Raw genomic sequence first — 26,391 nt, forward strand, 5'->3', positions numbered from 1 at the left:
GGCATACGAACCGCTCATTGCGCAGAATTGTCAGGGATTCGATTGGATGGGTCGAAACACGCTGGGCGACTTGAAGTCATGCGGCCGTGGTTTCGAAACGTTCGTAGTACATCGCTTTGCGCGGAAGTATTCGTCGGCAATCCTTTGTCGACGTGTTGCACTCGCGTTCCGCGAAACTTTCTGGGATGTACTTAGTCTGCCATGGGCATACATCGCGATGATCTTGTCATCGAAGCCGGTAAAGCGTCGCTCCTGCTGCGGGATGAGTAATGGTTCGAAGCTGCCGTCGCGGTCTCGCGGCACTTTGATGCGCAGCGGACCCTCATCAATCAAAATCGTCTTGCTTGTGGCGCCGTTATGGTGATTACCTGCGTTTCTCGGGCTTGGCCCCAGTGCACGTTCGATCAGCGCCTTCTTGAAGGCCAAGGACGTGGCATTAACCGCTTCGGCACCCATAGGACCGGTCACGAACTGATCAATCAGTTCCTTCGGGATAGACGGCAACGCCGTCTCCCACACCGTAGCCTTCCTCGTCTTGCTTGGCATACATGCTCCCGGTTGTTAATAACATGATATGCCGCACACACAAAAATTCTGACAGGCTCGCGCATCGAGCAAATCCCGAAGCAAACCGGTTCACTTGTTGTAGAAATCGGTGGACAATCAACACTTGCTTAGAGGCCATTCTTAAAGAACTCCAAGGTGCGTTTGCGTGCGTCATCAAGATCCTTTCCCTGAAAGCCGTGTCCTGCTCCTTTGTAACGATGTACTACGAAATCGGTGCCTTCGGTTTTGCCCGTCCCTTTAAGCCGATTAATCAGGGCGTCTGTCTCGCCGGGATGCACAATTACGTCGGTTTCATCGCCATGATGAATTTGTAGCGGCGGAAGCTGCGCTACATCCCCGGAGAGTGGAATTGATACGGTTGGACCAAAAAACTCCACAATCCTCTTGATCTTCACGACGCGCTGGGGCTTCATTGCTAAAGTCAACGCCCTATTACCACCCAGTGAGAAACCAAGTAACCCGATCCGGTCGGAATCCACGCTTGGGAGCCTTGACACGAGTGTAATGCCATCCTCGATCGCCATATTCCATTCATCTCCGTGGTCCTTCACCAGTCTCGTGATAGCAACAGTTGTTTCCATGCCTGGTTGTGTTCCTGTGCGATCAAAATAACTTGGAATAAACGCAACAATCCCTGCACTCTGGAGTCCTTTGGCGAAAGTCCGAATATCGTCGCCCCATGGGGGCAACATGCCAAACGTTCCTGGCAGAATGACCACGGCAGGATTTTGGCCTGTAGTATTTGGGACAAAAGATTCGAACTTGATGTCCTGACCACCGCTCTTGTAGGTTTCCATTGTTAACTCACTTGTTAATTAAGCGGCACCCACCCGACGTGTGCTTTCGTAAAACGGCACATATCATCGGCCTCACCGGCCATTAGGCAAGGGGTGTGTCCAATAGCCGCAAAGGGGTTATTCAAGCAATTTCCGTTAACAGCTCCGAACGGGCCAAATGTTTGTAGCGGATTACAGCTTCCGTACTCATCCGGGGCATTGAACAAATGACAGATCTCGTGGGCTATGACACGGTCGAGATTCTCAGGCTGAACGATCAATGAAGCCCTATCGAACTGCAGGAGTAATCTGCCAGAGGCGGCATACGCGAAATGCGCAGCCGAGTATTTGCTCAGCAGCACGACTATCGATTGCCGAGGTGCACCTGCTGGCCATTGGCGATTCATTAGATTTGCGCGGTATGCATCAATACCGGGTAATCCGGCCTGAAAACCGATGGCTTGTAACGCAGGATCGCGCCATAACGACTCTCTTGCTTCGTAATCGGCGAATGTCGCTGTACTGGGATCTGGCACTGGTCCCGGCACGGTCGCTGGGTTGAGTGATAAGGCGATTCGCCGCTGTTCCGCCACGAAAACCAGTTTCGCCGATGACGGCGCATTTCTGTAAAGAATTTCGAACCCCTGGATGAGTGCCAGTGTTATATCCAGAAATTCCGAAGAAGTGATTTGCGCCGTAGACCCTGCTAGGCCATCAACAATCAGGATGCCGACAGCAATATCTCCTGTTAACGTCATCATCGGTTGTGGTGAACCGAATGCACTTACTGTCTGGCACGTGATCGAAGTATTCAGCCATTTGAGTGCCCTTGATGCAAGCTTGTCGAGATATACAGGATCGAACAACCGGTTCCATGCTTCGAGCCAAGTAATCGCTTCCGGTGCTATCGGCAATGTCTGTGGATTTGCTATAGGGCCAGTAGATAGCGCTGCCACCGACGGACTACTAGCAATGCTCGCTACCAGGTTATTGGGTACGTCGACGACTGCCCCCACACCGTCCACCACCAAGTGGGGCGCGAGATCGGGAAATGCAGAGAAAATCTGTTGTAATGCAACCATCGGTAAATTTGCGGGAATTACTAGCATTGCCTTTGCCATAGTTTCTCCTCTACTAGAAAAATTGTTATTTTCAGTTAAGCGGGAGTCCTGTTGATCAATTGAATTTTTATACAGAGATTCCCTAAGGAAGAGTAGGACTAGGTCCTAACAAAACATATTCCTTGACAAGACCTAACGCTGTTCTCCGAACGAGTTCTCGGGCGCCTGCAATTGTCGCGGCCTCAGCAATCCAAGCGGCAAGAGGAACAAGCACAACCCTACCGGCAATGAGAACTACAGCGAGGCTTGCCAAGAGACTAGCTTGATCCATAGGAATTTGGTCCCTGAACATCGCGGTTATAGTGCATGCCATCGTTCCATCGAATTTGACGTTACCGCCTATTGTTGGCAATGGTATGGTCTCGGAAACGGTGATAGATCCGGTCGCAACGACGGTATTCGGAAAGACAAAGCCAAGTGACAACTGCCTCCAATTATCACCGAGGCTGCCGCTCACTTTAAACGTTCCTTGAATGTCAGCACTCATAGCTACCGAGGCGAATAGTCCATTGGCTGCGAGCCGTGTCTGAGCGCGAAGCTCGTTACATGCCTGGTCAAGCGCTGTCGCTCCGATCCGTCGTGCGCTCCCGGATTTTACTGCCTGATCGAGCGCCAATAATGAAGGGTTTGCAGCACAAGCCAGGCCAAAGCTAGGCCCCCATGCACCGCTGAGCAGGCCGCTAAAGGACATGGTTACTCGCACCGCACCATTATCGAACACCAGCTGTTCGGTATTAGCAGGCTTATAGACGATAGTTGGCAGGCCCATAACCGGTGCTGGGGGAGCTTCTTCGAGAACTTGATCAATTGGGCTAAGAACGATGTTTGCCAGGAGATTGGTGGGGATCGGTGGTTGCGTTGCAAGCTGAACGAGTAGCTGAAAGGTTGGGCTATTGGGTTCCACCCGAAGATCAACGTTCAACGATGCATTCTGAACGGTCTGGAAGGTTTGGATCGCACCTAACAGTTCAGCCGAGATGGTACCTGCCATAAAGGGGGTCGGAATCTCGACGGCGGAGCCTGCACTGGTCTTAAGGCCGCCAGCTGGTAAAGGAATCATCATCAGCAGCTCGGCAACCTGTTGTTGGTCCTGCGCGAGATTTTTAGCAAAACTACCGTCATTGTTGAGGCCTACCGCCCCCTGCAAACTAAAGGCCATCGCAACCTCCATTCAAACGTATAGAGTTAAATATATAATCAGTTATCGGCTTAATCGTTTTGAGTTACTTGTTGTATTACTTGGTCAAAGGAAAGGCCGCTAGCTCCTTCTCCGCGTCCGTTTTTCTTCTTGCGGCCAACCCAAGCGAAAGTCCCACCGTCATGCCAGCGCACCTGCTGAAAAGTCCTTCGGACCAAGCTGCCACCGCGCAGCAGTTCTTCCTCATGGATTACGTTTGGATGGTTGACCGGATCGCTGGCCAAGATGGTGCCGCGGGGCAGGACCACTTTATGGGCAAGTTTCTGTAGGTCTGTGGCGTCGTCAGGCGGTTTGAGCGGCGGCACGCGCGGCATGGCTCCCTGTAGAAACGCCGTCGAAGCGCTTTGGCCCTGCAGCCGCACCGATACCAACGGAATCCAGTTCTCCGGAACGCTACCCATGAGCTGATAGCGCAAGAGCACATCTTTCCAGTCAGCGCCTTTCGGCTCTTCCGGATAGGCTTGAACGATGGCCTCGCGCAAGAGTTTGCCCGCTTCTTGCGCATCGCGTCCGCCCCCCAGAGGATCGGGAATGATGGCCTCGACGGCCCACACGAGGTTGGCCATCTCATCCCGAAGGAATACGACCTCCTCGATGGGTTTCGACTCGAGTGAACGCGCCACCGCGGGCGCCAGAAACAACCGTGTGTCCACCGCCCGAGGGGCATCACGCTTGGTTAGGGTCCACATCCCCCATTGTCCGGCAAGCCCAGCATCGGCATGGCGCTTTGCCGTTGGTTCAATCAGGGTATTGATGCCGAAGTTATCGGTGACGACGATACCCTTGGTGTCGGTCAGCGTCCCAACGTCCGCCCGAAACGGCAGGATGAACCAGTCGTTGGAAAAAACCAGCCCGAATTCCGCAAGCAAGAGCTTGACTAAATCGGTCTTCGCAGCAGTAGTCAGCCCAAAGCCCACCCGGTTATCCTCGAATTCCCACCAGCGAACGTTGGGCATGCCCGGGAAACGCAAAGGCGTCGGCACGAATGACTTCGTCCGTTTCGTCGGCCCCGGCGCATTGGCGATGGTGCTTTTTTCGCGGCCGGCAACGTCAAAGGAATACCAGTCAAGATGTCCACCGGGGTATTGGTCGGCAACGAGTCGGGTTTCGGTTCCGGCTCCGTCTCCGTTCGATACTCCTAGTGAAAAGTTGTGCTCGAGATGCTCCGGTACCCACGCATTCTCATCGCCAGAGGGGGGAAGGAAGAGTTTGTCGTACCATTCTTTTTTGAAATCGCTCGCCAGGGTATCCACTTTTTTTGCCAGCGAGTACGGCACGGCCACACCCTGGGCGACGAACTGGGCTGAAGGTAACGTTCCATCGCCTAACGCCTTTGAGATGTCGACAAGGAGCTTTCCCCCATCAATACCCCGCCCAGCCGCCGCAAGCCGGGTTTCAAGCTCACGGCGATGAGTCAGTAGTGTCAAGAACTCGAGGTCTTTCTGTTGCGTCTTGGACGGCGGTTCCTCTGTTTGACTCGAAGGAGCGATCCAGACCGTGGACGTATCGGCATCTTCGGGGGGCTGCACAGGCGCGCGGATACCGTAAGCCTCGGACGTCTTGAAACTCGCGATTAAGGCACCGGCCGCCGCACCTGCTTTCTGCTCCAGCTTCCGGAGCCAAGCCTGCCCGATGAATAAGCTCATCATCAAATCCGGCTCGAACCTTTGACGCTCGACGACGAACTCCAGAGGTTTCTTCGCATCGTAGGCTTCGGGTGGCTTGCCTCCCAGGGTCAAGCTTGCCAATGAGGTCGTTTCTGCGAACAGCTTCGCCCGTATCGGCGTTCCGGCATCTTCGCCCTTGAACTCTCCAAGTTGCCATTGCCGAGCCAGCATCCAAAGAGGATCCCGCACCTCGGCCCGTAAAGCCTGGCCGAGATCTTCGGAACGCGGGCGCCCCTCTAGGCGGTTCCACAAGGTCGCGGTCGGGATGCGAAAAAGCACCGACAAACCCTTGTTTATGCGGTCGCTGATGTTGGCGCGTTCCTGGAAGCGCGAAACGTCATGGTTAATCATGGGCTTACCTATGTTTTCTTCCAGGCTTCCGAGTAGGCCGCGGCCATCCGCACAGAGGCATTGGCGAGAAAGCTGGTCGCGATTGTGGCGGGCGTTGCTGCCTCAGCCGCGACGGTGGCCGGCAGGACGGTATCCAGGGGCGTTTGGCGAAGTTCGTCCGGTCCGACGGCACGCAGCTTCGCCAAGGCAAACGACTGGTCAATGCACCGCACGAGTTCGTCCCATGACCATTGGCCATGTTGGTCCCGTCGGCGTTCCGATACGGCTAGCAGCAGAGTCTGTGGGGGTTCGGCATTGGGGGCGTCGTAGTGGAAGCTGATGCCTGTGGTCTCGTTCTCGTTCGGAATCAGCTCGTGCCATTCGTCGATCACTAGGCCTGACATCGGCTTGCCCGCTTCGAAGGCTTTCGCCGGTTGCATCACGATGGAAATGAAATCGTGAACGGGCATCCCTTTGACGGGCAGCGGGTCGGCGACCCAACTTGGGTATGCCGCCGGCCACTGGAATACCTGCAGCGGTGGGAGGCCGCCCGCGGTGGTCTCTGCGAGGACGCGGGCATGTTGAAGTTGCATGGCGTTTTCGCGCACGTTCGATGCCAGGAAAAGCCAATCGTCGACGTGCTCCGGCTTAGGCGGGGAGGGAGATAGGCGAGCACCGGAGAAGCCCGCAGGCGGAGCGATTCGCGGCATGACGGGGAACGCTGTTCCAAGCAGGATGCCAGTGACCTCCCGGCACAACGTCAGGATTTCGCCCTTCGGGACCGGTGTCGGCGTCACATCTTTCTCTTCCGGGGACAGCCGGACTTTCAACTTTTCGTTCGCCTCGTCAAGGCGCGATTGCATGATGTCTTTGACCCGGATCGCTTGGGTCTTGAGCATTTCGAGAAGCTGCGCGGGCTCGGCAGCGATGTCGGGCGCGGCTTCCGGAATACCGAATTGCGCTGCCGCAAGTAACCGGTCCCGGATGCCGTCTGCATTCAAACCGCCGATGGAGTCCAAAGCCTTCATCGCCGCCTCGAAGCCACCCCACAGGCTGTCCGCTGCACGCATGCCCGGCGCCGCGGCCGTGACACCAAGCACTCGCTGGACGAGTTCATCGCGATCGATTGCATCTATCTTTTCCTGATCCCGCCCATGCAAATCCTTGGGAGGGACCAGATCGCGTTGCGTTGCCGGGCGTCCGCTGGTCAACAGCTTGCGCAGTTGTCCTAGCAGAGGCAGAAATTCCCCTACGGGGCGCGTGCCGGAGTTTCCAGTGGCAAAAAACTGGACTTCGACGCCCTCGATCTGCGTGCTCGGGTGCTGCGCATCAAAATTTGATCGCATGGCGGCGTTCAAATGGCCGGCCAGTTCGCTGATAAGGGCCCGGTCGAAAACGTAGATGAGATCGATGGGTTCGAGCCCGAGTTGATCGAGGGTGATGGTGTAATTCACCCGGCCGCCGGTATTGTTCTTCCGGAAGATATAGGTCAAACCGCACACGATCTTGTCCAGGGGGCCCAGAATGGCACCCAGCCAAGCATTTATCTGGACTTGAAGGCGTGCGCGTGCCGTCTTTGCCGGAGTAGCGGAGGATTCTTCATTAAAGGCGAGCAGCACGCGATGGGTGATGGAGGTACCGCTGCGCGGTGTATCGATGACCTCAAACTCGGCGGGAACATGGGTGAATTCCCCGCTGGCGGTGACCGCACCGCCAGCGCGCTCATAGTTGCCTTGAGCGGCCTGATGGGCGCTTTCCGCAAGCATGAGGTCGGCGCAGGCATCCAATGCGTCGATCAGACCGTCGGCGAGTTCCTCGATGATGAGCCGGTCATTCCGATCCTGCATGAAACTGGTGATGAAATCGTCCAGTTGTTTGCCTGGCGTTTTGTCCCGGCGGGCTTGAATGATCCGAAGCCCATTGACTACATCTTTGGCGGGAATGGATTCGGCCCCAGCGGTATCCGTTTCTTCTCTATGGGGCATCGGGAATGCCTGCCGAAGGTGGGGAAGATATTGCTGGAGGGCCGGTTTCCGTTCCCGCAAACCACGCTCGAACTTGTAGCCCAGCAACGCGGCGGGGGCCTGCCCGTTGCGCACCCCGTCGATAATCCAGAGTGCCTCACGGACGCGGGCGGAAGACAGATCGATATTGAACGCCGTTTTGTCCGGTTGGCTTACACTGGCGCTCCGCAACAGAGCCGCAGTCACGGCCTGATTGAGCGAAGGCGCATGAATCAAGCCGACATTCGCCGGATCGCGAGTGACCGGGCCACCGTTCTTTGGCAGAAGTTCCGTCGGTAAATCGTCGGCCGGCGTGGGTGTTGGATCCGCTTCGATATGCTCGACCCAGCCAAAGGCACCGATATAAATGCCTTCCGAGTATTTCTCAATCGGCCGGTGATTCAAATCGTACCGCAGGATCTGCGCCGCCGCGGTGCGGGGGAAGACATGGAGCGTCTGCTCGGTATCTTCGGGATAAAGAGGATGAATGCGGTCTCCACGGGCATCTTCGCTCCACGCGCGAAAGGCCATCAGACGCTGATAGACCCAGCCCGTCAGCCAAGCATCGAGCCGATAGCCGGCGAGATCGACATGTTCGGCGAAGAGCCGCTCCAACCGTGCCGTGGGAAGGTCCTGAAGATGGACGAGGGCACGATGCAACTCGTCAACGTCCCCGAAAATCTGGCTCCAGTTGTTGCCAAGCTCACGCCGATATCTCTCCCGGCCTTGTAGGACTTGCAGTGCGGTGGGATTGGGCAAAGCGACAGCCGCCACCTGAGGCAGGTTAACCTCGGTTTCGAGTAAATCCCAATAGGTGCGGTCAAAAATAAAATACAGGTTATAAAGCTCTTTCTCACGAAACTCGCTCCAGGGCGTCCCGTTCAGATGGTGATGCAATCGCATCGCCCCAAACGCATACTCGTACAGGTAACTGTGGCGAAGAAGCATGTAAAGCAGCGCGGAGACGGGCTCGATTTTGCCGTTCTCTCCGGCGCGCTGAATACCCTTGCGAATCTCCGCCAAAGGGAGTTCCGCCAGCAATTTGATGTAATTCGGACATCCACTGTCGATCACGCGTGATTCGGACAACGGCAGATTGTCTATCACGTCGCCGGACAGCGGCGGCACTAACGTCCGACTCAATCCGTTTGCACCGGCCTCCGCACCCGCCAGGATTTGTGTCCAAGCGGCTCCGTAAAATGTAAGGTCGAAGATCCTGGACTGTGCTTCGAACAAGGATGGGAACTTGTCCCTGAAGCGGGCAAACCGGGTTTGCCGCAGTCCTTCCAACGCGCCCAGCGCCGCTTCCCTCTTGCGTTCATTCCGGAAGTCCAGGTAATTCCGGAGGTATTCCGGACCCACAAGGCGTTCGCTGCGATACTCCCCCGACGCCGGTTGTAGTCCCAAGATGCTGATCAAACGGGCATCCGCGTCATCGCCGGGGTCCTTGCTTGCGCCGGCGACCGGGAGCTTCGGAACAAGCTCCATCCATGCTTTCGACAGAAGGATAAGCTTCTGCTGAAGGACCCCGGTAAATTCGTCGATAAATGATTCATTCCATTCCGGCACTCGATCCTCGGCCGCCTGCAGCATATCGCCGGACACGGGCAGAACGCCGTAGGGCTGATCGCCCACCCGGATTGCCGGCAATGGCCCCCTTCCGAACACGAAGTGTGTGAAGAAGAAACGGGTCGCCAGCAGCAGGCGTTCCCCTCGATTCCGATCACGCCGCACCTCTTCCGGGCTCTCGAAAAGCGGCGCGAGCATTTGCTGGAGATAGTAGCCAAAGGTTCCGGCCCACAGCGCCCGCTTCATCGAAATGGATTCCCGGCCGTCTTCGCAGCCGGCATGGCGGACATAACGCAGGGCTTCGGGTGCGATCCCGAGAGCGTGGGCTAGGCGGAGGCCGTCCGCTTCATCTTCGTACTTTCTATCCTTCAGGTCTTTGCCCCGAAATTCCCCGCCCTCTTGCAACCAGTTAAGGACATCGTCAGGGCCCGGCTCTGAGCGAATATCGTTGTCCTCGGTGATATTCGTAGGTGTCCCTTGGGGCACCAGGGAGAATCCATCAGAATAGAGGTGGTCCTCGATCAGTTTTTCCAGCAACTCCTTAGAAGCTTTCTCATCCGACGAAAGGCGAACACCCAATACCACGAGCCGCTCGATCTTCCGCACGTCTCCAAGTTTGCTCAGGGGTATCGATATCCCCATGCCCACCTTTTCCGCCTCGGAAAAATCCGCCTGCCAGAGGAGTTCCGGCGGATATTCGAAGTCCTCATGCTTCTCATTGATAAATCCCATGTTCGACCGGGTGGGATCAAACCCCATTTCTAGGCCATCCGGGATGGGACCGCCGAGGATCTCCGGCATGAGAAGACGATCCCCCGGACCGTACAACCGAAACACCAAGCGCTCGGGAAGAGTCCAAACCGCGGGAATCCGCACGGGCGCGTTGATCAATTCCGGACCCTTTGGGGCTGTCGGGTCCGTTGCCTGCCTGATCCAGGCGGCACGCCTCATCCCGAAACGTCCAACCATACCTCGCCAGATTTCGACCTGAATGCGTGTTTCGGAATCGATTTTGTTTTTTGGGCTAGACCAAAACAGATCCCCGACCGCTTTTTCATTCTCCGTCAGCCTGGATTCGTGGGACTGCACCGAGATATCGTCGGGGTAAACCCGAATTCGCAGACTTCCACCCTGCGGTGCGTCCGAAAATCGTGTTTGCACGCGCAAAGGGAACAGCAATATGGGAATCTCCCCTTTCAAATCATCCATGAAGACGCGAGGGTCGACATACTGATCTATGACGGCCTTTTCCTCTCCACGAGCCGCTTCGATTTTCTCCCGTAACGGTTTGATGGCCCGATCGGACTCTTCATTGGCGATGGCAAAGGACTGGAAGTTCCGTTCGAGTTCTTGCCGCAACGCCAAATGCCGATCGCGGAGTTTGGCAACCCGGGTTCGAAAGAGGTCCAGAGAGGCTATAGACACGGGCTTAGTCCTCTACGGTCACAGGAAGCAGAGGTCGGGCAGCTCATATATCGTCCTCGTCGATCATTTGATGTCATGTCTATTCTCAGTCTCATGGGCTACGGGCCGTCTTCAATTCCCTGCAGCATTTTGCTGGCGTGAAAATAAACGCTGACCGGGCTTTGCAAGAGAATCATCGCCATGTCCGCAGCATCTTTATTCCAGGTGGCAGATGTCGGAGGATTATCGATGTCCAAGATATCTGCCACCTTGCTGTGATCCAAATTAGGCTTGTTGCGGTCCAGATCAATGGCAGCCAGATCCGCATACTCTTTTAAGGTCTTCACCAGAGAAGCCCAGCTCAGATCGCGGGCTTTTTTGCTTGGGCGGCCCTTGTCGTCGACGATTTTCGCGAGATCCGCATCTTGTTTCGGAGGCGATTTAGGCTCATCCAAACCAAACCGCGGTTCCGCGAAGCGTTCCCGCAACACGAAATACCAGCCCAGATTCACTCGCTCACCTTCTCCAGCATCTACTCCGATAACTTCGCCCTTCTCAAGGTTGAATCCATAACCGAATATGTCGGCGGCCAATTGAACTGGCCCAAAAACAGGGTTCTGCCTCTGCGAATTAGTCGGCTCGTTAAGATCATTGCCCGGCTTGCGGTTTAGGTGTTCAAAACCATCGTCCTTCGGACGCGGTTTCGGATTCGGAACCGCCTTCACCGCGAAGACTTCGGTATTCGGATAACGCCGCAACAGGTCGCCTCGAATCACCAGAACGAGGTTGCTGGTGACTTTTTTGCCAATGGGGCGGTTACCGCCCAGTTCGGTTAACTTCCCTTCGGATTTCCAGCCATGGATAGGGTGTATGTCGCGGAACATTTCGACGATGCGTCCCTGGCTGTCATGGGCACGGGGAATACCCGCCACATCCCAGAACTGGCGGAAATAGCTCCCTCGCCGATCGGTGGGATAGCCGCGCCAGAGGAGTTCACGCCCCATTTCGTGATTGAGGCCTACCAGGAAGCTTTCGATGAAGCGCCAGTTGGTCTCGAGCAGGGTCACGGTGTTGTTTTCGATTTTCGAAAGGTTCGGAACCAGGTGCTCCTCGGAAAGCTTTCTGAGAAACGCATAGGTGGCATCGTCAAAACTTGGATACGCCATAATGGCTTCAAGAGGATCGTAGGATGGTAGTTTCACCCATGGCGGCAGCATGAAGAACAGACGGACCCGCTCAGGTACGGTGATATATGGAATGAGTGATTTTCGGAGGGTAGCGGCCGTACTTGCCACATCGAGCATTGGGCGGGGCTTCGGCTCGGGTATGGGCAGCGTGAGCCATTCCGTGGCATTCAAGGCGGCCTGACGGAAATTCCAGGCCGCCGAGGAGAAAATCGGGTTTTCAGGCGCAGGGGCGCGGTCTTCGATCCGAACCTGCGGCGTCTCGCCCGGATTAGCCAGCGGCACCCATCCACCCGCCACCTGCGCTTCTTCGACTGCCTGGGGCGTTAAGCCTTCCGCCGACAGCGCGGGCTTGCTGTGGCATACGGCCAGGCTGTCCAGTAAAAAGCGGGCGATGATGCCTATAGCGGGAAGCTTCTCGACCAGGATCAACAACTGCTCCAGGAAGTTTCTGATGAACGGCGGCAGCCTTTTCCAGAGGCCGCACAACCAACCGATTTCTCCGGGAACCCGATGCCTGTCTCCCCAGGTCGCAAGAGTCAGACGATCCTCCGGCTGGTTCAACGGCGGGGCAAGGCTGGCGCGCCCGGCGGCCAGCGCCTCAAGGACCGGCTTGAGGCCACCTTTCGCCCCTCCGAACCGCTTGGTGATCGGACCATTGGCTCGCAAAATGCGGCGCATGGTCGTTTGCACCGCGGCCTGCGGAAGGATGCTGGCATCGATGACGCCGAAGACCGTGCGGCGTTCCCCCGTCTCGGCCAGCACCTTGGGGTGAACGAAAGCGGTGGTCGCCAACAGGTTGGCTTCCGAAAGTGCAGTGAAATGCTTCAACTCGACAGAGGTCAGCAACTCGCGAAAGAATTGCGCGCGAAAGCGGAAGCGGTTAGCCTCGAAAAGTTCGCCGTACTGCCTCCAGGCACGAGCCATGAAGTCCTCCTGGTTTTTCTGGACCACCTGTGTGCCGAAAGCCGCCGCCACGCGGTTGCTCGGGTCCAGGTTGATCTGTTCTAACCAGCGGTCTTCGGCCTGGGCGGGTTCTAGTGCTTCGATATTCGCTTGCCAGCGACCATAGCTTGGCGGCAAAACGATGGGAAGCTTGATGCCGCTGGGGAGCTCCGGAGCGCCGCTCAGCCGATTTTGGGTATTGATGGTCCACACTTCGCCCAGATTGATGAAGTCCGCCAGCCAGCTCTGAAAGTCGGCCTTGCTTTGCGCCTCCCAAAAGTCCGCGCTCGGCTTGGCGCCAGGGATCTGCAACGCACCTTCCAGGTCGAGAACGGGCCTGGCAGGTTCAGGTACTCCGGACTTTTGTGGCGGGATGTTCAGAATCTTAGGTATGGATCCTTTTCCTTTTTCGGGCATACCAGGTAGCGGCCGCGAGAGATCCATTGGGCGCCGTCCTACGGTCTTGTCGGGAGCCTTCGCCTTCAGGCGTGCCGCCAACGCCTCGAAATCCCCCTCCGTGCCGGTCCGAAACTGCCAGTGAAAATAGACCGGCAGTGTCGTGGAACTCGCCCGGTCCCACGCAAAGGGCCGGTTGGGCTGAATCGCCTGGGGCACCAGGCCGGCACGGCGCCCTGTTTCGAAAGTCGGTACCAGAAAAGCCCAATAGGCCTTGTTCGGTTGCAACCTGCGAGGTGCAAGTAGCCGGGAGCATCCCAGCGCCGGATTTCCGGTCAGCGCAGCGGCAGTCGCACGGGGATTCGCAGAGGAGGCGGAAATGGAATTCAAATGGGTGTGAGCCCAGGCCCAGAGTTGGTCGGGCGGCGGCAATTTGGCAGCATGCTCCTTTTGAATGGAGATGAATGGCGGTAGCTCCGGGCCCTGATCCTTAGGCCCTTCAAATTCGCCCTCTTCCAGAACGATCAGCGCGACCCATGGCAGCAGCCTGTCCCCCGCGGGCGCTTGCGGCGAATACCGCCAGGGAAAGTCCTCGTCAAAGAACTCAATGGCCGCCAGGTAATTGGGTTCGAAATCGTTGGTGAGAGGACGAGGCTCCACCCGGATGATCGCCCGTGGATCGATGCCGCGAAGATCGCCCGGCCCTATAAGCCTGATGGTTCGGGAGAAAGACTCCTCGTTGGAACCGATCTTTGCCTGAATGCTTACTTCCAGTTCGCCTCGACCATCGGTCCCGCGATCGACGGCGGACGCCAATCCGGTGCGGTAGAAGGGCAAGAACGTGTAATGGGCTAAAGACTCTACCATGGCCTACACCAATTCATTCTCGGAGATAACCAGGAGCTTGCCAGCAAGGCTGGGATTCAATGCCACGGCATCCGCGTGAGCGCGTTTTGCCGTGACGTGGTTATCCAGGACCCCTATGCCCGCAATCGGCGTCAAGGTCGCCTTGTCGACCACACAGTAACCTGGGGTTACCCTCTTCACCTCGGCACCCGTCGGCAGGCTGGCAACGCGATCCTTGTAAATGCTGGATCGTGCGATTGCGGCACCGCGGAGGAGATTGGCCGCTTCCGAAGCCCGGACGTTGAACAGCAGTAATTTTGCGAGCGACTGCGGAGCGTCTTCAGCAACGGGGTCGATGACGTGGGCTTCGTATACGAGATCGCGCCGCACGGCTTTTGTGAACTCGACCAATGCGGCCCCATCCGCCCGCACCCCACTCTTGAAGCTTCGGAACGCGGGTGCCGAGATCTTTTCGTCGTTGCTCAGCTCGAAGAATTGCGCCGGGGCGAACTCGCTTTTCAGCGGCAGAACCTCCAACGCGGGAAGACTGCCGTGCTTCGTCTTCATGCCGATGATGTCGAAGAACCGTGCGCCGGCTGGCACGGCCGCGCCGAAACGCTGCAAGGTTTCGTTCAAGGGCAGCGTATGTTGATTGAATTCAAGGGTCGCCGAGGGATGGGCTAGGGTTTCATTTTCGGCGATTGAAAGCCTGGGCACCAATTGGACAACAAGCTGGCCTTGCCCCGGCCAGGTTGCGCTCCAGTTTTTCGGGTTTCTTCCCTGCTCGCGGAATCGTTCCTCGACCATCACATCCGGCACGGCGGGCGCTTCGCCGCCACCGAAGGTTTCATGAACCGGAACGTTGTGCTTTATGAGCAGATACCTGAATTTCGCTTCACCATCCACCTGCCAACGGACCGGCCCCTGCAGCCGCACGTCGAGACCGACGCTCATTATGTCCTCGCCGAACGCCATGACCGCGACCGCCCCGCCAAAAGAGGCGTCAAAGTAAAGCGGTGAAAGCTGTACGAGCACGTCATAGCCCAGGAAACCCCTGATCCCGAAGCCCGCTGCGGCGGCATATATTTCGATGCGGGCGCCGTGCTGTAAGGTATTACTGGTGACGGCATAGTAAGACTCGATCCGAAGCCGAGGATTGTCCGAAGTGGGCAAGAGATTGATCGAGACCCGCCGTGTCCCAGCGATGTCCAGATCGGAGGCCGGTACGTACTTCGGGCTAAACCCTCCTACGGTCACCGCAAAATTGGCGTTGGCTCCCCAGCGCAGGCGAGCCGCCATGTCGCCGTCGAGCGCGAACGTAAGCAGGCGGGAGTCAAAGAGACTCGAGTCGAAACGGAGGAATCGCGCAGCAAAATCGATGCTGCCCGCAAAGTTGACCTGGATGCGGAGCGGGGCTGCATCGATGCCCGGCGGGACAAGTACCTTCAGGATCCCGAGAATGGCGAACTTCGGATCGGGCACCTGGATGATGAGACCGAGCGACAATGTCATCATGCCGGTGGGTTTTCCCCAGCCCATTTCGATCATCGGCCCCACGACGAACTGGTTTTCGAGCACTGGAAAGAAACGGGAAAGATCGCTGAAGATTCGAGGAGCATCAGCCACCGGGTTCGGCGGGAACATAATGCTGGCGATCGCGTTGGTACGCACGCCGTCCTTTAATGCAGCCAGATCGGCGCTCCGATTCAGGCCCAACAGTCCGCCGACCGCGTTGATGGTAAAGCCAAACCCAATATCCAAACCTACGGGCCTGAAGTCCGCGCTAAGAATTGCCAAAAGAGAAAAGCTGGGCCGAGTATTGATAAGAACGTTGGCCGTTACACCTATCCCTAAAAGCTCAACCGAGATCGTTCCGAAATAAAGCCCTTTGTCATGGTCGATCGATAGAAACCCGCCGCCATTTAATATCCCTGCGACATCGAGATTTAGACCGGCTCCGGTCGGCGGTTTGAATGCTATTGTGGTTCCAAAAGGTATTGCACCTAAGGGATCAGCCCCCGAAACGGAGAAATCCGCCATTATGCCGATGCGTTGCACCGACGTGTCGATCACATCAAGAAACGAGCCCGTGACATCGGCAGATAACTCGATGGCGAGTTTTGAGTCAGCTTGCAGCCGTGGAGTGGCAATGAGATGCAAGGCATTGAGCTTCACGAACGGACGCTGGGCACGAATCGGGAGGGTCACCTGTAGCGCCCCGCCACCGGCAAAGGACACGCCCTTTTCGCTATCCCAACGAACCGTCAAATCAAAGGGCTGGCTATCCTGAAGGCCAGGCACTAGCGCTTCAAGGAAAGAATCGCCGTTGGATCCCAGTCGAACGAAGCACTTCTTGAAGCCAGCCTCCGCGGAGAGACCTTGTGCGACCTCGAGCTCCAGATCAAGTGCAACATCCGTTCGATAAAGCCCTATCCCACCGGGAATGGTGAGCAGCGGCACGGGTTGTGCGGAACCGTCGCCTAGGTTGAATTTCAACTTCTCGTTCGCCATTACGGGAGAACCTTAAAGCTTGGTGGATCAGTCTCAGGGGTGTTTCCCGGAGTAAAAGCAAAAAGTTTTGATGGCGGAAGCTTTGGCAATTCGAGTGAACCAAACTTGCCAGTCAAATTTACCGGATTGGGAACTTGTAAACCGAGCCCATGCTTGTGCAAGCCGACGAAAGAAAGCGTCGTCGTTCCGCCAGCGACACTTGGCACATTCGATATAGAACGCCGAGCGCTGGGTTTCAGTCCTTCAACGGTCAGGTTCCGGTTGACAAATGGACTTTCTTCAGAAAGAGGAAAGATATCGTCGTCGGGACCGATCGAAATACCTGGAAAGACTGTCCGAAGGGTTCCGAGCAGAAGCACCATACCGTCGACGAGTGGCCGCGCATTGAAATCATCCTTTCCCCATTTAAACACCCGTAGAAACGCCTCACGGGGATGTGTTAGAGCGTGGACAAGTTGTGGTAGATCGAATACGCGGACCTCCGCGTTATCAATCAATGCAGAATTGCCGGCAGCGCTCTTGACCTCTCGGCGCAGCACGCCGAGTAAAAGGAATACACCGCCTACTTTCTCGTGCGACTTGGTAATAAAGTCGTAAACAATGTAATGAAGAAGGCGCTCCGGGAATACTGCCCGGAGCGCGGCGCCGTTCGCTTGGAGACCGGATAAGGCGGTTTCAGGCGCTTTGAGAATCCCTTCAAATGCTTCCTTGATATCTTCCGCCTTCTTGCCGATACCAGCGATAACTGCCGCAGGATCGGTGAAATCAAGGCTAATTGCCGAAAGCGAATCAGCGATGCTTTTCCAATCAGCTGCGACACTTTCTAATGCGCTCGATACCGAACCTCCCGGGTCCTTAATACCGAGTTCTGCAAGCAGCTTACGGACTTCGGCTAGTACGTTGGCCTGCGGAGGAGTGAAACGCTGGCCAAAGCTAACTCCTGCATCGCGGATATTTTCCAGAATTGTCTGGAGAGTGCTTTTCCCGGTATCGGCCACATTCTGTCTCCCTTTCTTTGACGTTATTATTGAGCACTGATTTTTACCTAATTCGGCCTACACTGACCGGTGCAAATCGGCTTCAATTCTTCCCCGGATTGACGTTAAGCTATGCGGCTGACGCAAGCTGAACACGGTCGGACACCTGCCCTGAACGCCATCCTTGGCAACAATACGGATCCAATGCGTTGAGCCACGCTCTCCCCTCTGTGAAGGCGGAGGTCGATTTACCTCCTGCTAAGATAAGCTCGCGACTGGAAGCCGAATTGTGGGCGATGGTGATTGTTCAACGCGGCGTTCGCGTCGTCGTCATTCAAACGGATGATGACAACCCAATAGAAAGATGCTCTAACCGATTTCCCCAGCCCAGATGTAGACCGGACCGGGGTCCTTTCCGTTAAGCAAGGATTACAATCGGCGGAGTGGCGATTTGTCCAAAAAAGCACTACTTAGATGCCCGCCGGCACCGATAAAACATACGACTTTGACAGGGGATAGCGTATGAAATCGAGGAGGGGCAAAGGCTTCGATCGGATAGGGGAATCGTTATGGTCGTTTCGGAAGCGGATTATCTTGACGTCCTTGACCTCATTCAGGGAGCAGCGCTGGAGCCCGCCGCTTGGGAAAAGGTCCTGCGGCGGCTAGCCAGGTTAACGAATTGCATTGCCGGTGGGCTTACCATCGAGGATTGCCGAACCCGCGAAGGAAAGCCTCTTGTCTATTTTGGCTTTGACAAGAATCATGTGGAGAAAACCTTCGCATATTACTTGCCAATGAATCCCTTGTTCGAAATTGCACCGCAAATGCAGCCAGGATTCGTTGTCACGAACGGGGATGTCGTACCTGTCAAGGAGTTCCGCCGCACCGAGTTCTATGATGGTTAGGCACGTCCTCAGGGATTGTGCTGCCCAGTCACCGTGGTGCTGCATCGTCAGGATGACGTTTACTGTCCTTTGACTTTGGTTCGTGCGGATGGTGCCGGCGACGCCACCGATCACGAGCGGGCTCTGTTGGCCAGGTTAGCGCCACATCTGATGCGCGCCATGCGGGTCGGTATGCAGATTGATTCGTTGCAACATCAGAGGTCCGCGATGGAAGCGATCTTAACGCACACGGCGATTGCCGTTCTTTTGCTGGACAGAAATCAACGTATCGTTTTCGCCAACGCGGCCGCCGAAAAACTGCTGGCTTCTGGTACCTGCTTGACCACGATCAAGGGTACCGTTATGAGCCGAGAATCGCGCTCAAACCGTGAACTGAAAAAGGCGATACTCGAGGTGGTGGCACGGAAACCCGATGCCGGGGCTGAGATCAAAATCGACCGCGAACAAGGGCGGCCGTTGCTTGCCACCGTTCTTCCTCTCCCCGCCGGAAACCAGTTCTTTCTGGACCTGGAATCCCGCGCTTGCTGCGCGGTTTTCGTCTGCGACCCCGAGTCCGTTCAAGAATCGCGATCCAATCTCATCGCGCGCATTTATGGTTTGACTCCCGCTGAAACCCGCGTTTTGGATTCAATCTTATCTGGAACTGGGCTTGCCCACGCAGCCAGACAAATCGGCGTGAGTCTGACAACTGCACGTACCCATCTGCAACGGATATTTGACAAAACCGGAACCGGCCGACAGGCCGAACTCGTCAGTCTGGTGATGACTTCCACTCCGCCTTTGAATCTGCACGACCAGCCGCTTCTCTAAAAAGCCACTCAGGTAAATCATGTACCGGTTCCAGCATGCCGAGTATCCACTCGAAACCGAGCCAAAGCTAGCCAAAGGATTCCAACAGAGAATTGAGCGATTCGTTGCGCAACACTTTCAATACAAGAAAGCACGGGTTTCATTAACAGCAAAGTAATGATATGCGCAAGCATCGCCAGACTTCCTAGTACAACATAAAAGATAATGGTGTCGTCGATATCGATCACGTTTCTCAGAAGCGGATTGACGAAGGCAAGATAAAACCCATTTATGATTAACAGACCCAGGGAATTCCTTCCCATGAAACCGAGTATTGGGGACAGCTTGGTATTTACAAGCAAGTTGGCAAGCCCAATTACGGCCAGACTACCCATAGTGGCTGTCAGGAAAAACAATGGCAAATTCCCATATAGTCCAAAGATCATCAGTACTGCAAAATGGCCTGGCAATTCCGGGTTTTCACAAGAGGATTGCCATCCAAAGGTGCATCCCCCGTTGTAATGGGCAAGCCACAGCGAGATCGCAAGAAGAACAGGAGACAGTGCCGCATAGATATAGATACTGATCGAACATAACGCGAGGTAGCGACCGATCATGAAAAAAACGACGCCGGGGGCCACAGCCCTTATGTGGAATGCGTTAGGGCCCTCATAGGAAAACACAAAACTAACGATCAAAATAGCAACGATGAACCACCGAACAATTCCCGTGTATCTGAGTATTGAGTATGAGGCCAAGCGGACAACTGCAATTGCGACGAGAAACCATACGGTAATCGTGCTGAATGACTCCGCCAATGCTATGTGCTTAATCAGATAGTCTTCGACCTTAGACTTGGAAATTGCCGACGCGCCTTGGTGGATGACGGTGAAAGAAGTGCCAATCACATCCACAATATAGGCTATCAGAATCAGATAAATGGATCGGTCTGCCACCTGTTTCCAGGATTTTCCGGAAAACTGATTCGCTATCATTCCCGAAATCATGAAAAACAATGGCATATGAAAACTGTATATCGCCTGCCACTGCGCAAAGGCGATCTGCGAAAAACCGCCATCCATTCGTTTATGGAATAAAATTTGCAAAACGTGACCATAGATTACGAGAAACATACCCAGCCCACGTGCAATATCGATGCTTTCATTCCCTCCCGGACTGTTTACAAAGCAATACCTCATCGAGCGATACTCCTCGCAAGCTGGTTTATACCAAGACAATACTTTGACAGTTTACTGATTTTAGCCTGGTCACCCACACATTGTTCCCAAGGCGTTGAACGTCTCCTTCCCCCATCTAATTGCCACTGACGACATTCCGATCGATGGCGGCTTCATACACGCAAAGGACGATTGGCAGTTTCCAATAACGCCCGATGGCAAAACTGCTGCCGCTACTTCCTGGGGTTACGAGGCCTTGGGAAGGGCCGTTAGAGGGTTGAAGTAAACCTCATTCGGGGTTCTGCCGTCCAGACTCGAATGGGGTCGTCGGGTGTTGTAGAAGTCCAGGTATCGCCCGATAGATTCGCCAGCGTAGCAGACCGAATCATACGCCTTAAGGTAAACCTCCTCGTATTTCACGGTGCGCTAGAGACGCTCGACGAAGACGTTGTCGCGCCAGGCGTCCTTGCCATCCAGGCTGATCCGAATGCCCCGGCTCGTCAGCGCTTCGATGAACGCCGCGCTAGTGAACTGGGCACCTTGATCAGTATTGACGATGTCCGGACAGCCATAACGGCGGAAGGCTTCCTCCAGGGCTTCAACGCAGAAGCCGGCATCCATGGCGATCGACAGCCGATAGGCCAGGACCTTGCGGCTGGCCCAGTCGAGCACGACGCACAAGTAGACGAAGCCCTTAGCCATTGGCACGTACGTGATATCCAGAGCCCACACGAAATTCGCTCGGTCGATGGTCAGTCCGCGCAGCAGATACGGGTAGACCGGCTGGGCGGGATGCTTCCGGCTCGTCCTCGGACGCCGGTAGAGGGGCTCGATGCCCATGCGTTCCATCAGCGTGGAGACATCCTGGCGTCCGACCTGGAAGCCCTCCCGGTTCAGCATATCCCGGAGCAATCGGGCGCTCATGAAGGGATGTTCCAGATGCAATTCGTCGATCTGGCCCATGAGCTTCGGATCAGAGTCCGCCGGAGGCCGGGGCACGTAGTAAAGGCTTCCCCGACTGATGCCCAGCAGTTCGGTCTGACGAGTCACTGGTAGGTCATGGGTCTGATTGATCATCTTTTGCGCTCAGCTTTCCGGCGTTTGAGCTAAGCCGGCTAAAAAATCAATCTCTAACGCCTGCTGGCCGATCTTGGCGTGCAGGGCCTTGAGGTCTATAGTCGGTTCGGTCTTGGCGTCGCCGCCAAACACGCTGGCGGCCCGCTCCAAAAGCTGGTTTCTCCAGTCACTGATCTGATTGGGATGGACGTCGAACTCCTGGGCTAACTCGGCCAGGGTCTTCTCTCCCTTCAACGCGGCTAATGCTACCTTGGCCTTGAAGGTCGGTGAGTGGTTTCGGCGAGGTCGTTTGCTCATAAATCGCTCCAAGTCATCGGTGTTGCCCACGCCGTTAGGGAGCAGTTTATCCACTTAACCGACTGTTCAAATTTCTGAGGCCACCTCTATCCACATCCGCCAAGCCCAATTGTTTTTCGCCCCGTGGACCGTGGACAGAGTTATCCGCCCCACCACCCGGTAGCGGGACTCGCCGCCGTATTCGTACACCCAGTCCCGCACCTGGCTGATCGGGATCGGCGTGCCTCTCCAGGCATCATCGAGCTCCAGAACGCAGTGGTCCAGCATTTCCAGCCATGGATTATCCCCCGACTGATCAAATCGTTTTCGAACCCATTCGCGGAGGGCGCCGTTCCGCGGGAGTTCGCGTTTATGCGCGTGCAAAATGAAAACGCCCCGCCTTTTGAGCGGGGCGTTTCTTGAAAGGACCATCGCAGACTTTTCACACAGTCTGAAAGCCGGCCTTTAAACGGGGAGCGATCAATTCATGGTTCATTGAACCGTACAAATTGCATGAATCATCAAAATGTCCCCCGGAACGACAGCGCTGTAGAACACCGTCCAACCGTCCCCTTCCGGCGTGGGCCTGCTGGCAACGGCGCTGACCGTGCCGCCTTCGTAGTAGCCGCCGCCTGTAACGACCGGGTGAGAGGCAGGGCATTTCAGGACCTCATTGAGGTATACGCCGGGCAGGACGTTAAAGGTCTCTTTCACGAACTTGAAACCGTTGCCGCCGTCGCGAGCGCAGATTGTGGTTCCGTCCGACAGAATCTCCTGGATGGCATAGCCTTCTTCGCAAGCGCCGTTGATACGGTCCTGCTTGGTCTGTTCCAGAGTGGCCAACTGGTTTTGTAACAGGTTAAGTTGAGTATTCAGCGTGCTCAGCTCGGTTTCGTGTTCACTGGCTGTTTGGCTCAGCATGACTATCTTGGCACTTGCCTCGTCGATTTGCGCTTGCAGGGAGGCTTTCACCTGGTCCAGCTGGCTCTGCAAATCGTTTACCTGCCCCTGCAAAGCTTGAAACGGTTTGCCATTGGCGCCGGGATAGGCGTTATTGGTCTCGGCATTCACTGCGGTAGCCAGACATGCGGCTGCAACGAGGCTGGAAAGGGAAAAAGCGGTTTTCTTGATCATGGAACTGTGTCCTTTTTGTTTTGTTTATTGAATTCGTTTTATCTGGATCTGCCGGTTTGCATATCCATGACCGATGTATTGAATAAACCGTGCCAAACATGAATAACCATGAAAAATCAGATGCTTATCAGGGTTGCTGAACCGAAGAGCTTCGGATTTCACTGTTGGGGCAGCCCAACGGCTATACGCTTTAAGTTATTCATGTCGATGATTTATATGGGATCTTGTACTGTTAGCTAAAACCAACAGCGCTCGAACTCTACCGGTTCCTCGTATTTCGTCCGGATATCGGAATAAAAGAAAGTGCATTGACTTTGTCGAAAATCGCTCTTCGTGCCGAAGCAATGAACCGATAAGAAAAGGGATATCAGGCATTCGTTGCCGGGCGTGCGGCGCCCGCATTGCAACGCCAGTGGGCCCTTGCCTGCCCCACGTGACTGAATCTAACCACCCGTCCCGGTGAAGAGGCGAAGCGCCACCAGTCGATCGACGATCAAGCCGCCGATGCCGATGCAGGCAGCGGTGAGCAGGAGGGCGGCGAGAACGATGTGGGTCTCGGTTCGGGCCAGAAACCTTGAGAAACGGGGGAGGCTCATCGGGCGTTCGCCGGCGTGGTTGTCGGATGTTTTCATCTTCTGGGTAGAGGGACTATTCGCCCGGATTGCGCCGGCTTGTCAAGCGCCGGTACTCGGCGTCCAGGGCGTTTTGCGCATGTTTGACGATCGACTCTCCCGCAGTTCCGGCAGTGAAGAGGAGAAAGCCTTGAAGCTGATTCCGGTACATCAAATAGCCGAGCTCGACACTGCCGCCGCGGCGGACATAGTCGACCAGCCGGGTCACAATCGACTGACAGGCAGCGTGGAGATCGCCGAGGGGCATCTTGGTTTGATAGATAGACATCGGTGCTTTCCCTGTGGCTTGGCTAGAAATACGCCTCCTGCTCGAGGCAGCGCAGGGTGAGCTTGACCATGTTGATCAACCGATGCTTGCCGATGACGATGCTGTCCACCTGACCCCGATCGACCCACCCCTCCACCACACCCGGCGATACCCCCACCAGTTCCGCGAACTTCTCCCGGTGCATCACCTGCACGTGCGGCAGCAACAGAACTTGACGGATGGCCTGTTCGTCCATAATGTCCCCTCATTGCGTTACATTGGGAAATAACATGCTATTTGAACATGTATTTTATACATTACGGTAAATAGTACAAGTATGAGATCTATGCTTGACGAATTTGCCGCGAACGACCGAATTAAGCAGCTACGGAAGACATTAGGCCTGACGAGGGACGAATTCGCCCAGAAGACAGGAATAGGAACGAACCAGCTCAGCAATTTGGAACACAAAAAGCAGAAGGTTTACGCCTGGCATATCGAGGCGATTTCCAACGAATGGCCACAGTACGGTTATTGGCTTTGTACGGGAAAGGTCCTGCCCGATGCCGGGCAAATCAGCCCCGAAATCAAGGAATCGCAGAGATATTTGAAAGTGGCCGAGCCACCGCCGGAGAAGCGCTGACGAGAGGGAGGACAATAGCCGACCGGCGTATTTTTGGGGACATCAACTTCACCCAAATCCCCGTACAGTTCCGTGTCGATAATGTAACTCGCCGGGAAGCCATCGATTTCTGTTAGCTATGGACTACGTAAGAATCAAGGGATGCTTACGGAGCTTCTCATAACGTTTCGGAAACAGTGTCGCGTCGATCCTCCCCCTGTTCGTACCAGTAAGCAATTTTTAAGACGTTTCTCTAGCTCTCACTCTTTTGCTGTCCGTTTCGGGTTTGTCCTGGCTGAATTTGAGAAAACGGAAAAGATAAGAGATTGTTCGAGAGTTCGGCCAACATCGGGTGAATAGAAAACAGCCTCTAACTCGAAAGGAAAAGTGAGATTCGTCCGCTGTTTCCGACGTTGTCCTACGAACCAATTGTTGGATGCCGGCTAGCCATTGCCGATGCTCGATTTCTCTTCACTGCGCAGGAGGAGAACGCGACCGGCTCGGCGGATCAGCGTATCTTTGGAGTGCCCGCGATATTGCATGACGGAGCCGGCGACTGTGAGGGCGAAGTGAACGGACGCAATGGCGGATTTCCGATTCGACGAGACCTCGACTTCATCAATGTGATGCTCGTAGCCGAGCGTGGCTATACCGCCTAGGCGCGCTCCGATGTCAGCTATCCCCTGGTACATCTGTTTGTAGGCTGCGCAGGTTTCCTCTTTGTTCTGCGTGACCTCTGTTCGTTGACCGTAAACGACTGATATGCCGCGACTCTCAAAGTCGTTATCCAATAAATTGCAGAGCGCTTCTGGATTGCGGCTCAACGTCGCGTGAGTCTGCATTTGGTAGAAGGCCCTGACCTGATCGTCCGAGATCTTGCGCCCGCCGATGAAGTAATACCAGCTGACGCCGGCCAGGATTGCGATCAATAGCAACATGCGCATCTAAATCTCCGAAAAGTTGTTGATGATCCGCCTGCGGCGGTGCCAAATTAGGTTGGAAGAATGAATAAGATTGACCCAATTCACGTCGATCAATCCAGGAACCTGGCCAAGAGCCGACTAAATAAACTCACATGGCGCTCACCTTTAGGGCTCAGGCGACCGGCGGACAAATAGTTGCTAACGGCGAAAAAACCGCAGATCAAGGCAAAGGCGATGCCCAACCATTGAAGCCAATGAATCCGCCGAGTGAAGATCGCCTCAACCGCAGGGAAAAACATGCTGCTGCGACGGCTTTCAAGGAGATGATTCATCCACGCCGGCAGCAACCAATAGAACATCACAAACAGTACAAGGCCAAAGAGCACTGCACCTTTTCATGACAAACGGTTTGCAATGTGAGTCGTGTCACTCAACACTCCCCCTGACCGTGAGCGTTTGCGACGATATCGGCGACGGTAACCCATGTTTAAACGTCGTTTCGAATAATCCCAGCAGATAAGTCTAGTGACTTCGCGACTCAAAAAAGCCAGGTTTGAGTCGGAAAAGGCTGAAAATCGTGTAAGCCAGAACTTACGAATAGATAGAAAAAGGATTGGAGGCGGCATTACGGCCTTTCGGAAAGCTTCACTCTGCTCGGTAAAGTCTTCCAGCGGCAAAGGGGTAAAAGCGAACCAAGCTCAAAACTACCGCCCTGTCGTCTTATGATGCGCTCGCGCCTAGAGAATTTTCCGATCCGGTATCAGGGAGCCCGATATGTAGGTCGGCAATCCCTTCCCAATCGCAAACGGCCGTCCTGGGAAGGGCCTGGCCGGCGCTCCCGGCCAGGCCGTTTGCGATTGGAAGGGTCATCCCAGCGCTCCTGGGATGACCGTTTGCGATTGGAGCGCCAGGACGCCCCTTCCCACAAAGTCCTTCCTGATTAGCGACGAAGTTCAGTACAGGCTCACATAGTGAGCCGCTAGGGTCCTTAGACTATGGGCATCTATCACAAGAGGGGAGTCCCATGCCTATGAACCGGGTGCAATTTCAAAAGGGTTTGTCGTTGGCCGAGTTTCTGACGCAATACGGCAGTGAAGCGCAGTGCGAAGCGGCA

At 55.4% G+C, this 26,391-nt stretch carries 19 protein-coding genes and 2 pseudogenes; 4 read left to right on the forward strand and 17 right to left on the reverse strand.

Going from position 1 to position 26,391, the window contains the following annotated elements; translation table 11 throughout:
• Positions 1-174 precede the first annotated feature (174 nt).
• The 9 genes and pseudogenes from JOD69_RS15080 to JOD69_RS15120 form a co-directional block, all read right to left on the reverse strand.
• Positions 175-546 (reverse strand): annotated as a pseudogene (locus JOD69_RS15080) (transposase); the annotation flags it as partial.
• A 128-nt stretch (positions 547-674) separates the two neighbouring features.
• Positions 675-1,364 (reverse strand): dienelactone hydrolase family protein, encoded by a 690-nt coding sequence (locus tag JOD69_RS15085; protein ID WP_077730226.1) that lies wholly within the window; start codon positions 1,362-1,364, stop codon positions 675-677.
• 14 nt (positions 1,365-1,378) lie between these two features.
• Positions 1,379-2,464, reverse strand: coding sequence for a hypothetical protein (locus tag JOD69_RS15090; RefSeq protein ID WP_077730227.1), 1,086 nt, complete (start codon positions 2,462-2,464; stop codon positions 1,379-1,381).
• 82 nt (positions 2,465-2,546) lie between these two features.
• Positions 2,547-3,623 (reverse strand): hypothetical protein, encoded by a 1,077-nt coding sequence (locus JOD69_RS15095; RefSeq protein ID WP_139841111.1) that lies wholly within the window; start codon positions 3,621-3,623, stop codon positions 2,547-2,549.
• Positions 3,624-3,673: 50 nt separating this feature from the next.
• Positions 3,674-5,680, reverse strand: coding sequence for a hypothetical protein (locus JOD69_RS15100; RefSeq protein ID WP_077730229.1), 2,007 nt, complete (start codon positions 5,678-5,680; stop codon positions 3,674-3,676).
• Between the two features lie 8 nt (positions 5,681-5,688).
• The gene (locus tag JOD69_RS15105) at positions 5,689-10,656 is read right to left on the reverse strand and encodes a hypothetical protein (protein WP_086134730.1); all 4,968 of its coding nucleotides are present in this window, start codon (positions 10,654-10,656) and stop codon (positions 5,689-5,691) included.
• A 98-nt stretch (positions 10,657-10,754) separates the two neighbouring features.
• On the reverse strand, positions 10,755-14,027 hold the full coding sequence (locus JOD69_RS15110) for a hypothetical protein (protein WP_086134731.1): 3,273 nt from the start codon (positions 14,025-14,027) through the stop codon (positions 10,755-10,757).
• A 3-nt stretch (positions 14,028-14,030) separates the two neighbouring features.
• Positions 14,031-16,517: a DUF6603 domain-containing protein gene (locus tag JOD69_RS15115; protein WP_077730232.1), complete on the reverse strand. Its 2,487-nt coding sequence runs from the start codon at positions 16,515-16,517 to the stop codon at positions 14,031-14,033.
• The gene (locus JOD69_RS15120; protein WP_077730233.1) at positions 16,517-17,515 is read right to left on the reverse strand and encodes a hypothetical protein; all 999 of its coding nucleotides are present in this window, start codon (positions 17,513-17,515) and stop codon (positions 16,517-16,519) included. Before JOD69_RS15120 ends, JOD69_RS15115 begins: the two co-directional genes overlap by 1 nt.
• 548 nt (positions 17,516-18,063) lie before the next feature.
• On the opposite strand from JOD69_RS15120, the gene JOD69_RS15125 reads away from it, so the two are divergent.
• Positions 18,064-18,399 (forward strand): hypothetical protein, encoded by a 336-nt coding sequence (locus JOD69_RS15125; protein ID WP_086135711.1) that lies wholly within the window; start codon positions 18,064-18,066, stop codon positions 18,397-18,399.
• A 207-nt stretch (positions 18,400-18,606) separates the two neighbouring features.
• Positions 18,607-19,209 (forward strand): PAS domain-containing protein, encoded by a 603-nt coding sequence (locus JOD69_RS15130; RefSeq protein WP_168183917.1) that lies wholly within the window; start codon positions 18,607-18,609, stop codon positions 19,207-19,209.
• A gap of 17 nt (positions 19,210-19,226) precedes the next feature.
• Here the strand turns inward: JOD69_RS15130 and JOD69_RS15135 are convergent, their stop codons facing one another.
• From JOD69_RS15135 to JOD69_RS15165, 7 genes and pseudogenes are all read right to left on the reverse strand, one after another.
• On the reverse strand, positions 19,227-20,387 hold the full coding sequence (locus JOD69_RS15135; protein WP_086135713.1) for an acyltransferase: 1,161 nt from the start codon (positions 20,385-20,387) through the stop codon (positions 19,227-19,229).
• A gap of 225 nt (positions 20,388-20,612) precedes the next feature.
• Positions 20,613-21,740 (reverse strand): annotated as a pseudogene (locus JOD69_RS15140) (IS3 family transposase).
• A 66-nt stretch (positions 21,741-21,806) separates the two neighbouring features.
• Entirely contained in the window at positions 21,807-22,103 is a 297-nt protein-coding gene (locus JOD69_RS15145) for a hypothetical protein (protein WP_139841195.1), read from the reverse strand.
• A 108-nt stretch (positions 22,104-22,211) separates the two neighbouring features.
• Complete coding sequence (locus tag JOD69_RS15150; RefSeq protein WP_077730237.1) at positions 22,212-22,853, reverse strand: hypothetical protein; 642 nt, start codon at positions 22,851-22,853, stop codon at positions 22,212-22,214.
• 443 nt (positions 22,854-23,296) lie between these two features.
• On the reverse strand, positions 23,297-23,485 hold the full coding sequence (locus JOD69_RS15155; protein WP_077730238.1) for a hypothetical protein: 189 nt from the start codon (positions 23,483-23,485) through the stop codon (positions 23,297-23,299).
• A gap of 16 nt (positions 23,486-23,501) precedes the next feature.
• A complete protein-coding gene (locus tag JOD69_RS15160) occupies positions 23,502-23,753 on the reverse strand; it encodes a hypothetical protein (protein ID WP_077730239.1) in 252 nt (83 codons plus the stop codon).
• Between the two features lie 22 nt (positions 23,754-23,775).
• Positions 23,776-23,988 (reverse strand): hypothetical protein, encoded by a 213-nt coding sequence (locus tag JOD69_RS15165; RefSeq protein WP_077730240.1) that lies wholly within the window; start codon positions 23,986-23,988, stop codon positions 23,776-23,778.
• A 90-nt stretch (positions 23,989-24,078) separates the two neighbouring features.
• On the opposite strand from JOD69_RS15165, the gene JOD69_RS15170 reads away from it, so the two are divergent.
• A complete protein-coding gene (locus JOD69_RS15170) occupies positions 24,079-24,375 on the forward strand; it encodes a helix-turn-helix transcriptional regulator (RefSeq protein ID WP_086135714.1) in 297 nt (98 codons plus the stop codon).
• A 422-nt stretch (positions 24,376-24,797) separates the two neighbouring features.
• Here JOD69_RS15170 and JOD69_RS15175 read toward each other — a convergent pair whose 3' ends face one another.
• Positions 24,798-25,298 carry a hypothetical protein gene (locus JOD69_RS15175; protein WP_086135715.1) on the reverse strand — a complete coding sequence of 167 codons (501 nt, stop codon included), beginning with the start codon at positions 25,296-25,298 and terminating at the stop codon, positions 24,798-24,800.
• Positions 25,299-25,429: 131 nt separating this feature from the next.
• Here JOD69_RS15175 and JOD69_RS15180 point away from each other — a divergent pair, with 131 nt between their 5' ends.
• The gene (locus JOD69_RS15180; protein WP_139841196.1) at positions 25,430-25,678 is read left to right on the forward strand and encodes a hypothetical protein; all 249 of its coding nucleotides are present in this window, start codon (positions 25,430-25,432) and stop codon (positions 25,676-25,678) included.
• The last annotated feature ends 713 nt before the right edge of the window (positions 25,679-26,391 follow it).

Source organism: Methylocaldum sp. RMAD-M (assembly GCF_017832375.1).
Classification (GTDB): domain Bacteria; phylum Pseudomonadota; class Gammaproteobacteria; order Methylococcales; family Methylococcaceae; genus Methylocaldum.

Excerpts from the sequence above, each read along its gene's own strand:
- JOD69_RS15085 (WP_077730226.1), bottom strand. The coding sequence starts at position 1,364 with ATGGAAACCTACAAGAGCGGTGGTCAGGACATCAAGTTCGAATCTTTT.
- JOD69_RS15090 (WP_077730227.1), bottom strand. The coding sequence starts at position 2,464 with ATGGCAAAGGCAATGCTAGTAATTCCCGCAAATTTACCGATGGTTGCA.
- JOD69_RS15095 (WP_139841111.1), bottom strand. The coding sequence starts at position 3,623 with ATGGCCTTTAGTTTGCAGGGGGCGGTAGGCCTCAACAATGACGGTAGT.
- JOD69_RS15100 (WP_077730229.1), bottom strand. The coding sequence starts at position 5,680 with ATGATTAACCATGACGTTTCGCGCTTCCAGGAACGCGCCAACATCAGC.
- JOD69_RS15110 (WP_086134731.1), bottom strand. The coding sequence starts at position 14,027 with ATGGTAGAGTCTTTAGCCCATTACACGTTCTTGCCCTTCTACCGCACC.
- JOD69_RS15115 (WP_077730232.1), bottom strand. The coding sequence starts at position 16,517 with ATGGCGAACGAGAAGTTGAAATTCAACCTAGGCGACGGTTCCGCACAA.
- JOD69_RS15125 (WP_086135711.1), top strand. The coding sequence starts at position 18,064 with ATGGTCGTTTCGGAAGCGGATTATCTTGACGTCCTTGACCTCATTCAG.
- JOD69_RS15130 (WP_168183917.1), top strand. The coding sequence starts at position 18,607 with ATGGAAGCGATCTTAACGCACACGGCGATTGCCGTTCTTTTGCTGGAC.
- JOD69_RS15135 (WP_086135713.1), bottom strand. The coding sequence starts at position 20,387 with ATGAGGTATTGCTTTGTAAACAGTCCGGGAGGGAATGAAAGCATCGAT.
- JOD69_RS15150 (WP_077730237.1), bottom strand. The coding sequence starts at position 22,853 with ATGATCAAGAAAACCGCTTTTTCCCTTTCCAGCCTCGTTGCAGCCGCA.
- JOD69_RS15155 (WP_077730238.1), bottom strand. The coding sequence starts at position 23,485 with ATGAAAACATCCGACAACCACGCCGGCGAACGCCCGATGAGCCTCCCC.
- JOD69_RS15160 (WP_077730239.1), bottom strand. The coding sequence starts at position 23,753 with ATGTCTATCTATCAAACCAAGATGCCCCTCGGCGATCTCCACGCTGCC.
- JOD69_RS15165 (WP_077730240.1), bottom strand. The coding sequence starts at position 23,988 with ATGGACGAACAGGCCATCCGTCAAGTTCTGTTGCTGCCGCACGTGCAG.
- JOD69_RS15170 (WP_086135714.1), top strand. The coding sequence starts at position 24,079 with ATGCTTGACGAATTTGCCGCGAACGACCGAATTAAGCAGCTACGGAAG.
- JOD69_RS15175 (WP_086135715.1), bottom strand. The coding sequence starts at position 25,298 with ATGCGCATGTTGCTATTGATCGCAATCCTGGCCGGCGTCAGCTGGTAT.
- JOD69_RS15180 (WP_139841196.1), top strand. The coding sequence starts at position 25,430 with ATGGCGCTCACCTTTAGGGCTCAGGCGACCGGCGGACAAATAGTTGCT.